Consider the following 13,581-nt stretch of genomic DNA (forward strand, 5'->3'; position numbering starts at 1 on the left):
GTGAACTTGTTGTGGTGTGATCCGGGGATTCGACCCTTTGTCATACCCGGATTCAGATGTCGTAGCGCCAGCTAAATACAGATGTCGCATGTTTCATCGGCCTTTCCGTCCTTTAACGTTGAAGCGCCGAGCCTGAAGCAGCAGGGCGCTGACGCTCACCCGCGGGCCTTGGCAGACCGCCGCTCAGTTTCTGCTTTTGACGCAACTTCCAGAATCGCCGTTTCCATGTCAGCCACCGTGAACCGGCGAGGCTTCTTCGTGCCGGGTTGCGCTTCATTTGCCCGCACCGGCAGCCCGCGATGCGTTCGCGACGGCGCGGTGCCGATCCGCCGGCTGTCCCGCTGCGCCTGAAACGCTTGTGCCAGCTGCAACGCATGGCTCAAGCGCTTGTGATCCACGATCGCGCCTTGATCCACCTCGGCCAGCCGATCATAGGATCGGGCCGACAGAACCTGACCCGCCGCCCTAAGCTCAATGCGTCCGTCCGGGTACTCCCACACCTCGATGTCACGATGTATCCACGCCCGATTCTCCGGCGTATCGTCCAGCAGATACAGCACCCGGTCGTATTGCACCGTCAGCGCCTTCGTGACCCGCCGTGTTTCGCGCCACGTCAGCAAGACATCCAGATCCTCGTCGGACCGCACCGGCCTATGTGCATCGAAGCCGCTGCGCGGCGGCTTCGCGAAGCGCGCGTTATACATGGCGATGAAGGAGGGCGCATAAGCGTTGGCGTCAGCTACCGTGTTGATGCCGCGCAGTCGCATCTCCTTGACCAGCCGATCCTGCAGCGTCAGGTGGGCCCGCTCGACGCGCCCCTTGGCCGAGCTGCTGTTCGCACAGAACGTGTCGATGTTCAGTTCGTACATCGCCCGGCCGAAGTGCGTCACGCTCTGGCCGGTCTTGCTGGCGCTCGTATTGCGGAACACGCTGTACTTGTCGCTGTAGAACGCCACCGGCTTGCCGTAGCGCTCCAGATACATTCGCGTGGCCTCGAAGTAGCTGAAGGTCGATTCGGTCTGCGTGAAGTGCAGCATCATCAGCCGGCTCGTCGCGTCGTCCACGTACACCAGCAGCGTGCAGGCCGGCGCTCGTTCCTCGAACCACCGATGATCGCAACCATCGATCTGGATCAGTTCACCCAGACACGCCCGGCGCGCTCGCGGCTGGTAGACCTTCGGCGGACGCTGCCGGCGCGGAATCCACAAACCTGCGTCTGTCATCAGCTTCCTGAGCGTCTCCTTGGCCAGCCGAATGCCGTGACACTCCCAGAGTTTCTCGCAGGCCAGCGTCGGCCCAAAATCGGCGTAGCGCTCTCGAATAATGGTCAAGGCGCGTAACGCGAGTCCGTCGTCGAGCTTGCGGTTGCCTGGCCGGCCACGACGGCCCGAAGCAACGCCGCCGGGCCCGCGCTCGCGATACCGGATAACCAGCCGTTCCACCTGGCGCACACTCAGGCCCAGTCGTTCAGCTGCACGTCCAGGCTTCAAACCCATATCCACCACAGCCTGGATCACCTTGAGTCGATCAAGCTCTTGCATCGTCAGTGTCACCAATCCGGCTGGCTGCATGGTCGGCTCCCGCGCTTGCTCAACGAGCCGTCCAGCATGCCAGCAGTCAAAAACACGACATCTGTAAATAGCCAGAACACGACATTAGGATATGGCTGCCACACCCTTTCTGAGCGATAAACAGCATTATGTAAAGTTATATAACCCCGAATCTGCACAACTCCACGCACCGTTCCCTCGCTTGCCCGAACTCGGCATAATAGCGCCCGCCGCGCAGCCGTATCCGCCTTCGCTGCGCCGGTGAATCGAATCCGAAGCCCTGGAGCAAGCATGCGAGACATCATCGACGGTTTTCTACGTTTTCAGCGCGACGTCTACCCGCAACGGGTCGAACTGTTCAAGCAACTCGCCACGTCGCAGAACCCCAAGGCACTGTTCGTCACGTGCTCCGACAGCCGCGTCGTACCGGAACTGCTCACGCAGCGCGAACCGGGCGAACTGTTCGTGATCCGCAACGCAGGCAATATCGTGCCGTCGTACGGACCTGAACCCGGCGGCGTGTCGGCCACGGTCGAGTACGCGGTTGCCGTCCTCGGTGTTCGCGACATCGTGATCTGCGGCCATTCGGATTGCGGCGCGATGGGCGCGATTTCCCGTTGCACCTGCCTCGATCATTTGCCCGCCGTCGCGAACTGGTTGCGTCATGCCGACGCCGCGAAAGTCATCAACGCCGCGCATGACTACGATACGCCGCGCGCGAAGCTCGATGGCCTCGTGCGTGAAAACGTGATCGCCCAGCTGGCCAACCTGCGCACCCATCCTTCCGTCGCACTCGCGCTCGAGCAAGGACGCATGAACCTGCACGGCTGGGTGTACGACATCGAGACGGGCGGCATCGACGCGCTGGATGGCGCCACCCGACGCTTCGTCCCGCTGGCCGAATCGCCCACGGTCGTCGCCGTGGACGCGCGCCATCGCGGCCAGGTCTGATTCCGTCCCGCGTACGCGCGCCGCGTCTCGCGCATGCCGGTGGCCGGCGCCACCGGCTCAATTTCAGGCGATCGCGTCTTTCAGATTGCACCCATCGAAGCCGCGGTCGAATTGCCCTGACAAGCCGCTGCCGGACGAATCATTTAATGCCATTGCATAAAAAATAGAAAATACCGGCGACATTGCGAATCCGAATGCAGTCAATCTAATTGGCAACAATCAAGATCAATATTCAATAGAAATACCACTCTGATTTCGATCCGGCTTCACATCGTCTCCTTCACGCATCTGCTCGACTCACGCCCTACTCCTCTCGGCCCGTACGTCCTCGAGCGCCCTCTCCCGACGCAACATCGTCGACACCGTCATCGCAACTGACGCGATCGTTTCATGTTCCTCACCAAATCCCGACTTGATTAACGACGAACACTTAAAAAATTAATCAACAAGAAAATATCTTGTAATTGTAAAAACGACCCTCTAGCATCCCTCTGCTGTTCGCAACACGTCTTATATAAAAGTCATTACTTGATGCATTCCTCGAACAAACCCATTCATAACCTGGGGAATTACATGAAGAAACTGTCTCGACTGCTGCCCATCGCCGCGATTACCGTCGCGAGTCTCAGCGCCTTTGCCCAGGCCGGCGACCAGCCGGCCGCGGTCGACAACGCGCTGCAACTGATCCAGCAGAATCCGTCCGTCTTCAGTCTCGCCAACGGCGGCACGGCACGCACGTTGAAGTTCGCCGGGCCACAAGCAGGCGCACCGACCGACGGCGATCAGTTCCAGGTACGCGACGTGATCGTCGATCCCGACGGCATCGAGCACGTGCGCTTCGACCGCTTTTATGCGGGCCTGCCCGTGATCGGCGGCGACGTGGTCGTCCATTCGAGCAAGGGGCAACTGAAGCAGGCCAGCGTGACGCAGCTCGCGCCGATCAATCTCGCCGGCACGATCGGCAAGGTCGGCAACCGCGCCGTGATCCGCAACGCACCGGACATAGGCGCGACGCGCGCCAGGCACATCGCGGCCGCGCGCTTCAACTCGGACGTGCGGCGCGTCGATGACGCGGAGCTGGTCGTGTTCGCACGCGACGTCACGCCGACGCTGGCCTACGCGGTGCGCGTCCACGGCAAGGCGACCGACACGCACGGCGCGGCCGTGCTGTACTACGTCGACGCACGCACCGGTACCGTGCTCGACGCGCAGGACCTGATCAAGACCGCCGCGGCGACCGGCACCGGCCGCTCGCTGTACTACGGCAACCTGACGCTCACGACGGACCAGACCGGCACGAACGCGTACCGGATGCTCGATCCGAGCCGCGGCGGCGGTTCGGTCTACGACGGCCGCGGCCTGAGTTCGGACGAAGTCGAGCAGGCGAGCGACCTGCCGATCTTCACGAGCAGCACGAACGTATGGGGCAACAATTCGACGACCGACCGGCAGACCGTCGCGGCGGACATCGACTACGGGCTCGCGTTGACCTGGGATTACTACAAGACCACGCACAACCGCAACGGCATCTTCAACGACGGCCGCGGCGTGAAGAGCTACGCTCACGTGGTGTTCGACACCGGTAGCGGCACGACGGGCGCGAACGCCGCATGGCTGTCGTCGCGTGTGATGGCATATGGCGACGGCGAGCCGGGCACCCGCCTGCCGAAACCCGTGGTGTCGGTCGACGTCGCCGGACACGAAATGAGCCACGGCGTGACCGAGGCCACCGCCAACCTGAACTATTCGGGCGACGCGGGCGGCCTGAACGAATCGACATCCGACATTTTCGGCACGCTCGTGAAGTTCTACGCGAACAACCCGAACGATCCCGGCAACTACGTGATCGGTGCGCGCATGGTGAGCGGCGGCCTGCGCAAGATGTACAAGCAGGATCTCGACGGCCGGTCGTTCAGCTGCTACCCGTCCGGCGGCTTCTCGTGGTCGAATCCGCGTCACGATCCGCACTTCACGTCGGGCGTCGGCAATCGCTTCTTCTACCTGCTGTCGGAAGGCCCGGCGGTGCCGTCGACCGACACCGGCCTGTCGAGGACGCAACTGGTCTGCAACGGCGACACGACCTTCAGCGGGCTGGGTCGCGACAAGGCCGGCAAGATCTGGTACCGGACGCTCACCGTGTACCTGAACGCCGGCTCGAGCTACCCGAACGCGCGGCGCGCATCGATCCAGGCGGCGAACGACCTGTACGGCGCGAACTCGGCCGAAAGCGCGACGGTCGCGCGTGCATGGAGCGCGGTCGGGGTGAATTGACGGCGTTCGCATGAACACGTCGAACACCGGCCATTGCGCGGCGTGACTTCGCTTCGGACGCAAGCGATTCGGTTGTGGTCACGCGGCGCCCGGGTGAACGACGGGAACGCGCCGGCCGCCTGCGCATGCGGGCGGCCGGTCGCTGGATGGTGCGTTCTTGCGGTCCAACGGATGAAGAGTCCCTCGATAGGTACGCACGTCATGTACTGCTACGTGTGCCGAGCCGGCTCGGCCTCCGAAGCCGGCTTCCCGAGCGAGCCGACAACGCGTGATATTCTGCGTCCCAGGCAAGATGACGCGGAAGCCTCCCCGCCATCGCGGCCCTTCCCGACGCGCTTCCTCACCCGAGAGAACGAGAACAATGGACCACGCGCAATATTTCAGCCAAAGCTGGATCCAGGCCGCGAATCTGCGCCTGCATTACCTGTCGCAGTTGCTGCGCGAGCAGACGGGCTCGATCGTCCAGTACGGCATCCTGCGCGGGTTTCCGATCGGCTTCAGTCACTGGGCCGAAGTCGCGGTCGGCGGCTATCTGCTGGGCACCTACGAGATCGCCGTGTGCGCGATCCTCGAAGCGCTCGGATCGCCCGACAAGGTGCTGGTCGACCTCGGGGCCGCCGACGGAATTTTCGGCATCGGCCTGGTCAGGAACAACGTCTTTGCCCGCAGCCTGTGTTTCGAGATGGACGAGCAGCGCCGCCACGCGATCCAGCACCGCGCCGCGGAAATGGGGCTGGCGGAGCGCGTCGCGGTCTACGGCAAGGCCGATCGCGACTTGCCCGCGATTCTGTCGGAGCACGGCGGGGAACCGGCCAAACGGGTCATCCTGTGCGATATCGAGGGTGCGGAGTTCGACCTGTTCGACGATGCGCTGCTGGAGCAGCTCTCCGGCAGCCACGTCATCATCGAAATCCACGATTTTCTGCTTTCCGACCCGGAACAAGCCGCGCGCGCATTCGACGAATTGAGTCAGCGCGCGGGCAAGTACTTCAACGTGTACGAGATCCGCGACGGGCTGCGCGACATTCGCCACATCCCGTTGCTGCGACACTGGTCGGACTGGGACGCCTGGCTGATGTGCGTCGAGGCGCGCTACCGGATGATGCGGTGGCTCTGGCTCGAGCCGAAAAGCCAGCCGCGACGCTCCGATCAGGACATCGATCGCCTGATCCTCGACTATCAGCGGCGGATCTTCGCCGTTTGACGGACGGGAACCGGCGCGTATCGAGTCGTTGCAGGCCGACCACGGCGTCACGCGTGACTGACGACGATATCCCGCGCGGTACGGCACGCCGGCCCCGGCACGGCCTGTCCTTTCCGCTTCATCGCATCACCCCGCCACAACCACCGAATTGAACGACGTGTCCCACAACGGCGCGACATGGGCCGGGCCATCCAGCACGCCGATTCGGGTAAATACGTCCGCGACCTGCTGGTGCTGCGCGACCACGTCGGGCGTCACCGGCAGCAGCGCGTAGTCTTCGCTGCGCTGGTCGAACATCGTGACGAGATCGGCGACCGGCACGCGGGTCTCGCGATTCTGCGCGAGCGCATAGTCGCGGAAATGCCCGTTCGCCCACGCATACGCATGGCGAAACCGCAGCAGCAGATCGCCCGTCGCCGCGCGGCGGCGCGCATCGTCTAGCGTGCGCGGATTCGCGTACACCGGAAAATTGCCCGACAGATAGCCCTTCCCCGTCTTCAGCACGCGGGCGCCGTAGCGATTGCGCGCGAGCTGGCCGTTGTAGCCGTAGATCGCCCACGCGTCGATGTCGCCGCGATCGTACGCGGACAGCCCGTCGGTCGGCGACAGGTTGATCGGCTGGATGTCGTCGAAGCTCAGGCCGGCTTCCGTCAGCTGCCGATACAGGAAATAGTGCGACGTCGTCGCGCGCACGTAGCCGACGCGCTTGCCCTTCAGGTCGGCGATGGTGCGAATCGGCGTGTCCTTGCGCGCGAGCGTGACCTGGTTGTTCAGGTCCTCGCGCACGCGCGAGATGAATCTGACGCTCGCCTTCTGGCGTGCGGCGAACACGGCCGGAATTTCGCTGCCCGAACCGATATCGAGCGCATCCGCGTTGAGCGCCTCGATATGCAGCACGCCGTTGTTCAGCTCGCGCCAGTCGATCCGGTACGGCGTGTCGCCGAGCCCGGCCGCCTGCAGCAGCGCGCGCCAGCCGCCCTTGTAGGTCGCGACGCGCAACGTCGTGCCGGCCAGATCGGCGTCGGCGGCCGGCGCGGCGAACGCAGCCAAGGGGTGCGCCGCGAAGGCGGCGCCGGCAAGCAGCAGGCGGCGACGTGCCGCCGATATTGACGACATCGGATGCTCCTGTCGAACGAATGGAATCGGATGGAAGGCAAAACCGCCGCGTCAATGCAGCGCCGGAAAGCCGTGGCGCTCGGCCAGCAGTTCGAGGATGCGTCGCGCGTCGGTGACGAAGCGCACGTCACCGAGCGTCTGCGCGTCGTCCGGCGCGGGCCGGTCGCGGCCCAGCACGAGCACCGGCAGGCCCTGGTGGGCATCGTCGAGCGCGTCGATCACCGCGGGCCGCGGCCGCTCGAAGCCGACGCGCTTCACGTCGAGACGCGCGGCGAGATCGGGCGCGCTCGCCAGCAGCCCTTCGATCGGCAGTCCATGCGGGCAGACGAAGCGCCGGCCCGGATGCTTGGGATCGGCAAAGCCCGGTTCCAGCAGAAACAGTACATCGCGACTCATGTCGAACGGCTCCTTTCTCGTTGATCGCCCCGATCGGAAAACGTACGCACCTGTGCGCCCCGCTGTTCCAGAGACCGGCCGGATGCCAGACTCTACCGTCGCTCGTCTCGCGTCCCTACCAACGTTTTGCGGAATCGATATGCGAGCGCGCATAGCGCATCGTCCGGTCGCCGGCTAGCAGGGCGTTGCGTAAACGCATCGTGGTGCGAACGACACGTATGCGGACATCGAACGATTTCATCGATCGATATGACCGCGCAGGTGCGTTTCCGGCGGGCGACGTCCGCGGTCCGCGCGATGTGTTCGCCGCAGCAGGCGTGCCGGACGCGATCGCGGCGCCCATGCCGGGCCGGCGGCAACGGACATTACAAATCGGCCGCGCAGCGATTTACAAACCACGGATCGGCCGTTCATCGCCGCGTCCGTCGTCAATAGCATCGTGATCCTCGCAAACGTACGGATAACAACAGAGGATGGTCATGATCAAAAAAACGGTGGTACTGGGTTTGGTTTCGATCGGTTCGGTCGGCGCGCACGCGCAAAGTTCGGTGACGTTGTACGGCGTGGTCGACGCCGGTATCGCGTATACGAACAACCAGGGCGGCGCGAGCAACATCCAGCAGACGAGCGGCAAGCTGAGCGGCAGCCGCTGGGGCCTGAAAGGCGCGGAGGACCTCGGCGGCGGCCTGCAGGCGGTCTTCACGCTGGAAGGCGGATTCCGCCCGAGCGACGGCGGGCTCGGCCAGGGCGGCCGCCTGTTCGGCCGGTCCGCCTACGTGGGCCTCGGCAAGAAGGGCCTCGGCACGCTGACGTTCGGCCGTCAATACGAGCCGATCACCGACCTCGTCGCGCAGTATTCGGGTTCCGGTTTCTGGTCGCCGGCCACGCACGTGGGCGACAACGACAACCTGAACCAGAGCTTCCGGTTGAACAACGCGGTGAAGTTCCGCAGCGACACGATTGCCGGCTTCACGGCCGACCTGCTCTATGCATTCAGCAACCAGGCCAATGGCGGTGCGGGTACCGGATTCTCGAACAACAACGCGTGGGGCGCATCGGCGAACTACGTGAACGGCCCGCTGTCGTTCGGCGGCGGCTACGTGCGGCTCAATCACCCGAATGCGACGTCGAACACGAGCGGCGCGGTGGGCGGCGCGACCTCGACCACCGGCAACGACTACAGCGGCGCGTTCTTCTACGGGCTGAACGGCGGCGTACGGAAGCAGCAGATCGGCGCGGTGGGCGCGAACTATTCGCTCGGCCCCGCGACGCTCGGCTTCGCATGGAGCCACACGCAGCTCGACTATCTCGACGGCTCGTCGCGCAAGTTCAACAACTACGATGTGAACGCGCGCTACCAGATCACGCCGGCGGCCACGCTGATCGGGGTCTACACGTTTACCGACGGGCGCGCGAGCGGGCTGCCGGGCACGAGCGGCCAGACGCTGAAGCCGCGCTGGCATCAGTTCACGCTCGGGTTCGACTATGCGCTGTCGAAGCGCACCGATATCTACGTGTCGGGCATCTACCAGCTCGCGGCCGGCGATGCGAGCACCTCGACCGCCGGCGGCTATCGCAAGATCGCGGCGATCTCGAACATCGGCAGCGCGTCGTCGACGAACCGCCAGCTCGCGTTCGTCAGCGGGCTGCGCGTGAAGTTCTGAAGGCACGCGCATCGGGCACGGCGAGATCGGCGCGATAAGCAAAGCGGGAATCGTTGTTTGCCGCGCCGCGCCCGGTTGCCGACAATGATCGTTTCCCCGCACGCACCCCGCGTTCGACCATGACCGATTCCCGTTTTCCTCGCCGCGCTTCGCGCCCCGGCCGGCGCGCGGCGCTGCGCCAGCTCGCCGGCGGCTGGGCGGCCGCGATGCTGCCTGCCGGCGGTGCGCTCGCGAGCCCGCCGCTCGACGTGCCGCCGTGGACACGCACGCCCGGTGCGCCGCTGCTGTCGCCACCGTACGGCATGCCGGGGCAGCACGAGCGCGACGTGATCCGCCGCAGCGCCCGCACGCCTGCGCTGCCCGGCTCCGGCTCGTCGATGACGCCGCTTGCCGACCTGTTCGGCGACATCACGCCGAACGGGCTCGTCTACGAGCGTCATCACGCGGGCGTGCCGGACATCGATGCGCAACGCCATCGGGTCGTCGTGCACGGTCTCGTGCGCGAGCCGCGCATCTTCACGCTCGACGACCTGCTGCGCTTCCCGTCCGAATCGCGCATCCATTTCCTCGAGTGCTCGGGCAACACCGGCAGCGAATGGAACGGCCCGAGCGGGCTGCCGGTTCAGTTCACGCACGGGTTGCTGTCGTGCTGCGAATGGACCGGTGTCCGACTGTCGACGCTGCTCGACGAAACCGGCATCGACGCGGATGCATGCTGGCTGCTCGCCGAAGGCGCCGACGGCGCTGCGATGACGCGCAGCCTGCCGCTCGATCGGATCCTCGAGCGCGCGCTGGTCGTCTATGCACAGAACGGCGAACGGCTGCGCCCGGAGAACGGCTACCCGGTGCGGCTGATCGTGCCGGGGTTCGAAGGCAACACGAACATCAAGTGGCTGCGACGGCTGAAGCTGGTGCGTGCGCCGGAAATGACGCGCGAGGAAACGTCGAAATACACGAATCTGCTGCCCGACGGCTGCGCGCGCCAGTTCGTGTTCGAAATGGACGCGAAATCGGTGATCACGCGGCCGTCGGCCGGCCATCGGCTCGCCGCGCACGGCTATTACCCGATCGGCGGCTACGCGTGGTCGGGCCGCGGCCGGATTCGCACCGTCGACGTGTCGACCGACGGCGGCCGCACGTGGCGACCCGCCCGGCTCGCCGGCGACGTCCGCGACCGCGCGTTGACGCGCTTCGAAGCCGACTGGGTGTGGCGCGGCGAGCCGGCCGACCTGCAAAGCCGCGCGACCGACGAGACCGGCTACGTGCAGCCGACCCGCGACGCGCTCGTCGCCGCGCGCGGCCTGAACACGCAGTACCACTACAACGGCATCCAGAACTGGCGCGTCGGCACGGATGGCGAGGTGCGCAATGCGTAAGCCGCTCGCGTGCCTGCTGGCTGCCTGCGCGATGACGTCGGGCGCGTTCGGCGCCGGCTTCGGCCTCGGGCAGCCGGTCGAGCGCGCTGCGCTCGCCGCGTGGGACATCGACGTCGCGCCGGACGGCAGCGGCCTGCCGCCCGGTGCGGGTACGGTCGCACGCGGCGGCCACGTGTTCGCCGACAAGTGCGCGATGTGCCACGGCGCCGGCGGCGAAGGCGGTGTCGGCGATCCGCTCGTCGGCGGCATCGGCTCGCTCGCGAGCGCGAAGCCCAAGAAGACGGTCGGCAGCTACTGGCCCTACGCGACGACGCTGTTCGACTACATTCGCCGGGCGATGCCGTACAACGCGCCGCAATCGTTGAGCGCGGACGACGTCTATGCGGTCACCGCGTACGTCCTCCACCTGAACGGCATCGTGCCCGGCGATGCCCGGCTCGACGCGCGCACGCTGCCGCGCGTGAAGATGCCGAACCGCGACGGCTTCGTGCCCGACCCGAGGCCTGGCAAGTTATGACGCGCCCCGCCGCATCGGGCAGCGCACCGGCGGAAGTCGCGTCGCCCTCTTCAGCAAGGACTCCGCGATGAGCGATCCCTCCCTCGCCGCCCCGACGCCGTTCGTCGACGTTCGTTCGCCGGCGGAATTTCCCGACAGCCCCGTCTCGCGCACCCTCGCGCAGCCGCTGATGCTCGGGCTGTTCCTGCCGATCCAGGCCGGCGGATGGAGCGCGTCGACGCTGCCGCGCTCGACCGACTGGACGTTCGACTACAACGCCGATCTCGTGGCCCGCGCCGAAGCGCTCGGCTTCGATCTCGTTTTCGCGCTGTCGCAGTGGCTGCCGAAAGGCGGCTACGGCGGCGTATTCGACGGCCAGGCGCTCGACTCGTTCATGACGCTCGCCGCGCTGACCGCGCGCACCGAGCGGATCATCCTCGTCGCGACGAGCCACGTGCTCTACGGGCCGTGGCATCCGCTGCATTTCGCGAAGTTCACCGCGACGCTCGACCACATCTCGCGCGGGCGCTGGGGCATCAACGTGGTGACCGGCCACCGCGCGATCGAGCACGAGATGTTCGGCTGGAACCGGATCGAACACGACCGGCGCTACGAGATGGCCGCGGAATTCCTCGACGCGGTCCAGCAGTTGTGGGCGCAACCGGACAATTTCAGCTACACGCCCAAACTATCGAGCTGGCGGCTGGGCGGCGCATTCGTCACGCCGAAGCCGCGTTACGGCCGCCCGCTGCTGATCAACGCGACGGGCTCCGACGCCGGCATCGCGTTCGCCGCGCGCTATTCGGACATCGTGTTCGTCACGAGCCCGGCCGGCCCCGACGCCGAACGCGCGATCGACGTGCTGCCCGCCCATACCGCCCGCGTAAAGGCAGCCGCCGCCGCGCACGGCCGCACGATCCGCACGCTGCTCAATCCGCTCGTGATCTGCCGCGAGACGGCGGCCGAAGCGCGCGCGTACCGCGACGCGATCGTCGCGCATGCGGACGAAGGCAGCTTCCACCGCTTCGACAGCGACGCACACGCGTGGCGCGGCGGGTTCGAGCAACGTGCGCAGGCCGCCGCGCGCGCGATCGGCGGCAACATCTCGATCACCGGCTCGCCGGAGGAAGTCGCCGACACCATCGTGCGGCTGCACCGCGCGGGCATCGACGGTATCCAGTTGAGTTTCTACGACTTCAAGCCCGATCTCGACTTCTTCGGCGAGCGCGTGCTGCCGCTGCTGCGTGAAGCCGGCTTGCGGCGTTGACGCCCGGGCCGAGACCCGGCGCGACGGCGCCGCAGCCGTCGGCGCCCCGTCGTCAGAACACGCGCCCTTCGGTCAGATGCGTCGTCACGCCGTTCAATTCGTAATCGCCGATCACGCGCGCCTTGTGCAGCAGCGGGTTGTGGCTGAAGATCGTGCGCAGGTTGCGCCAGTGGCGATCGAAGTTGTGTTCGCGCGCCGTCGCCGACGCGCCGCCCACTTCGAACAGCCGCTCGGCCGCGTGCAGCGCGAGCTTGCTGACGACCAGTTGCGTGCGCGCGGTCGCGAGTGCGCTGTCGAGCACGAGCGCATCCGCGTCGGCAGCGCCCGATTCGATCGCGTCGGCGGAGCGGTCGAGCGCGCGTGCGTTTTCTCGTACGAGCGCATCGATTGCATGGCTATGCGCGGACAGCTCGCCGACGATCTGCTGGACGAAATGATCGTCGCGCGCGGTCGGCGCCGGGCTGTGCAGCGCGGGGCGTCCATGTTCGCGCACGTAGCGGCGCGCGTCGGCCACCACGTTGCGCACGATGCCCGCGCCCGTCGCGACGAGATGAAGCTGCCGTAGCGCGCCGCAATGGCGGCCGACGAGCGTCGATCCGTCGCGCGGGGCCACTTCGTCCGCGAACACCTGCACGTCGTCCAGCAACAGGCTGCCGCTCGCGGTCATGCGCTGGCCCATGCCGTCCCAGTCGTCGAGCACCTGCAGGCCGTCGCGCGCGACCGGAATGATCACGGCGAGCGCATCGCCCTGCTCGTTCTCCACGTTGATGCGCGCGAAGTCGGCGAACGCGGTGCCCGTCGAATAGTATTTGCGGCCCGTCACGCGATGGTGCGCGCCGTCGCGGCGCAGCACGGTCGTGTTCTCGCCCGGGCGCGACGTGCCGCGTTCGGTCGACGCGCCGCCAAAGATCGCGCCGGCCAGCACGCGCTCGAGCTGCACGTCGTTGAACGCCGAGCGCGGCGACAGCCGCAGCGTCTCGGTCTGGTCGTAGTGGATGCGCAGTGCATGCGCGAGATTCGAATCGGCGGCCGCCAGCGTCGCGATCGTCTCGAACAGGTCGACCAGCGTGCCGCCCAGGCCGCCGCGCGCGACCGGAATCCGCAGCGCGCCCAGCGCCGAGCGCCGGAAGATCGCGAAGCCCTCGAACGGCAGTTCGCGACGCGCCTCGCGTGGTGCGGCGTCCTGCCCGATCGCCGTCGCGAGATCGGGCAGCGCGGCGAGCGCGTCGCGCAATGCGTCGCGCGGATCGACGGCATCACGGGCAGTCATTCGGCAGGTCCTTGTTCGGG

The 13,581-nt window shown here is 66.3% G+C and carries 11 protein-coding genes; 7 read left to right on the plus strand and 4 right to left on the minus strand.

Features of this window, described 5'->3' with window-relative positions; translation table 11 throughout:
• Positions 1-155: 155 nt before the first annotated feature.
• On the minus strand, positions 156-1,571 hold the full coding sequence (locus HWX62_RS02315; protein ID WP_175932651.1) for an ISNCY family transposase: 1,416 nt from the start codon (positions 1,569-1,571) through the stop codon (positions 156-158).
• Between the two features lie 270 nt (positions 1,572-1,841).
• Here HWX62_RS02315 and HWX62_RS02320 point away from each other — a divergent pair, with 270 nt between their 5' ends.
• From HWX62_RS02320 to HWX62_RS02330, 3 genes are all read left to right on the plus strand, one after another.
• Positions 1,842-2,501: a carbonic anhydrase gene (locus HWX62_RS02320; RefSeq protein ID WP_175932652.1), complete on the plus strand. Its 660-nt coding sequence runs from the start codon at positions 1,842-1,844 to the stop codon at positions 2,499-2,501.
• A gap of 573 nt (positions 2,502-3,074) precedes the next feature.
• Positions 3,075-4,772, plus strand: a complete 1,698-nt coding sequence (locus HWX62_RS02325) for a M4 family metallopeptidase (protein WP_175932653.1) — start codon at positions 3,075-3,077, stop codon at positions 4,770-4,772.
• A gap of 361 nt (positions 4,773-5,133) precedes the next feature.
• A complete protein-coding gene (locus HWX62_RS02330; protein WP_175932654.1) occupies positions 5,134-5,976 on the plus strand; it encodes a hypothetical protein in 843 nt (280 codons plus the stop codon).
• A 126-nt stretch (positions 5,977-6,102) separates the two neighbouring features.
• Here HWX62_RS02330 and HWX62_RS02335 read toward each other — a convergent pair whose 3' ends face one another.
• Complete coding sequence (locus HWX62_RS02335; RefSeq protein ID WP_175932655.1) at positions 6,103-7,092, minus strand: ABC transporter substrate-binding protein; 990 nt, start codon at positions 7,090-7,092, stop codon at positions 6,103-6,105.
• 51 nt (positions 7,093-7,143) lie between these two features.
• The gene (locus HWX62_RS02340; RefSeq protein ID WP_175932656.1) at positions 7,144-7,488 is read right to left on the minus strand and encodes a DUF3088 domain-containing protein; all 345 of its coding nucleotides are present in this window, start codon (positions 7,486-7,488) and stop codon (positions 7,144-7,146) included.
• Between the two features lie 479 nt (positions 7,489-7,967).
• Between HWX62_RS02340 and HWX62_RS02345 the strand changes: the two genes are divergently transcribed.
• The 4 genes from HWX62_RS02345 to HWX62_RS02360 all read left to right on the plus strand — a co-directional run bounded on the left by HWX62_RS02345 (position 7,968) and on the right by HWX62_RS02360 (position 12,291).
• A complete protein-coding gene (locus tag HWX62_RS02345) occupies positions 7,968-9,152 on the plus strand; it encodes a porin (RefSeq protein WP_175932657.1) in 1,185 nt (394 codons plus the stop codon).
• Positions 9,153-9,271: 119 nt separating this feature from the next.
• Positions 9,272-10,528, plus strand: coding sequence for a sulfite dehydrogenase (soxC, locus tag HWX62_RS02350; protein ID WP_175932658.1), 1,257 nt, complete (start codon positions 9,272-9,274; stop codon positions 10,526-10,528).
• Complete coding sequence (locus tag HWX62_RS02355; RefSeq protein ID WP_175932659.1) at positions 10,521-11,045, plus strand: cytochrome c; 525 nt, start codon at positions 10,521-10,523, stop codon at positions 11,043-11,045. The genes soxC and HWX62_RS02355 overlap by 8 nt, the downstream gene beginning before the upstream one ends.
• 67 nt (positions 11,046-11,112) lie before the next feature.
• Positions 11,113-12,291 (plus strand): LLM class flavin-dependent oxidoreductase, encoded by a 1,179-nt coding sequence (locus HWX62_RS02360; RefSeq protein ID WP_175932660.1) that lies wholly within the window; start codon positions 11,113-11,115, stop codon positions 12,289-12,291.
• Positions 12,292-12,343: 52 nt separating this feature from the next.
• Here HWX62_RS02360 and HWX62_RS02365 read toward each other — a convergent pair whose 3' ends face one another.
• Positions 12,344-13,561 carry an acyl-CoA dehydrogenase family protein gene (locus HWX62_RS02365; protein WP_175932661.1) on the minus strand — a complete coding sequence of 406 codons (1,218 nt, stop codon included), beginning with the start codon at positions 13,559-13,561 and terminating at the stop codon, positions 12,344-12,346.
• Positions 13,562-13,581 lie beyond the last annotated feature (20 nt).

It is taken from the genome of Burkholderia sp. BCC0506 (genome assembly GCF_902833145.1).
In the GTDB taxonomy this organism is placed as follows: Bacteria; Pseudomonadota; Gammaproteobacteria; order Burkholderiales; family Burkholderiaceae; genus Burkholderia.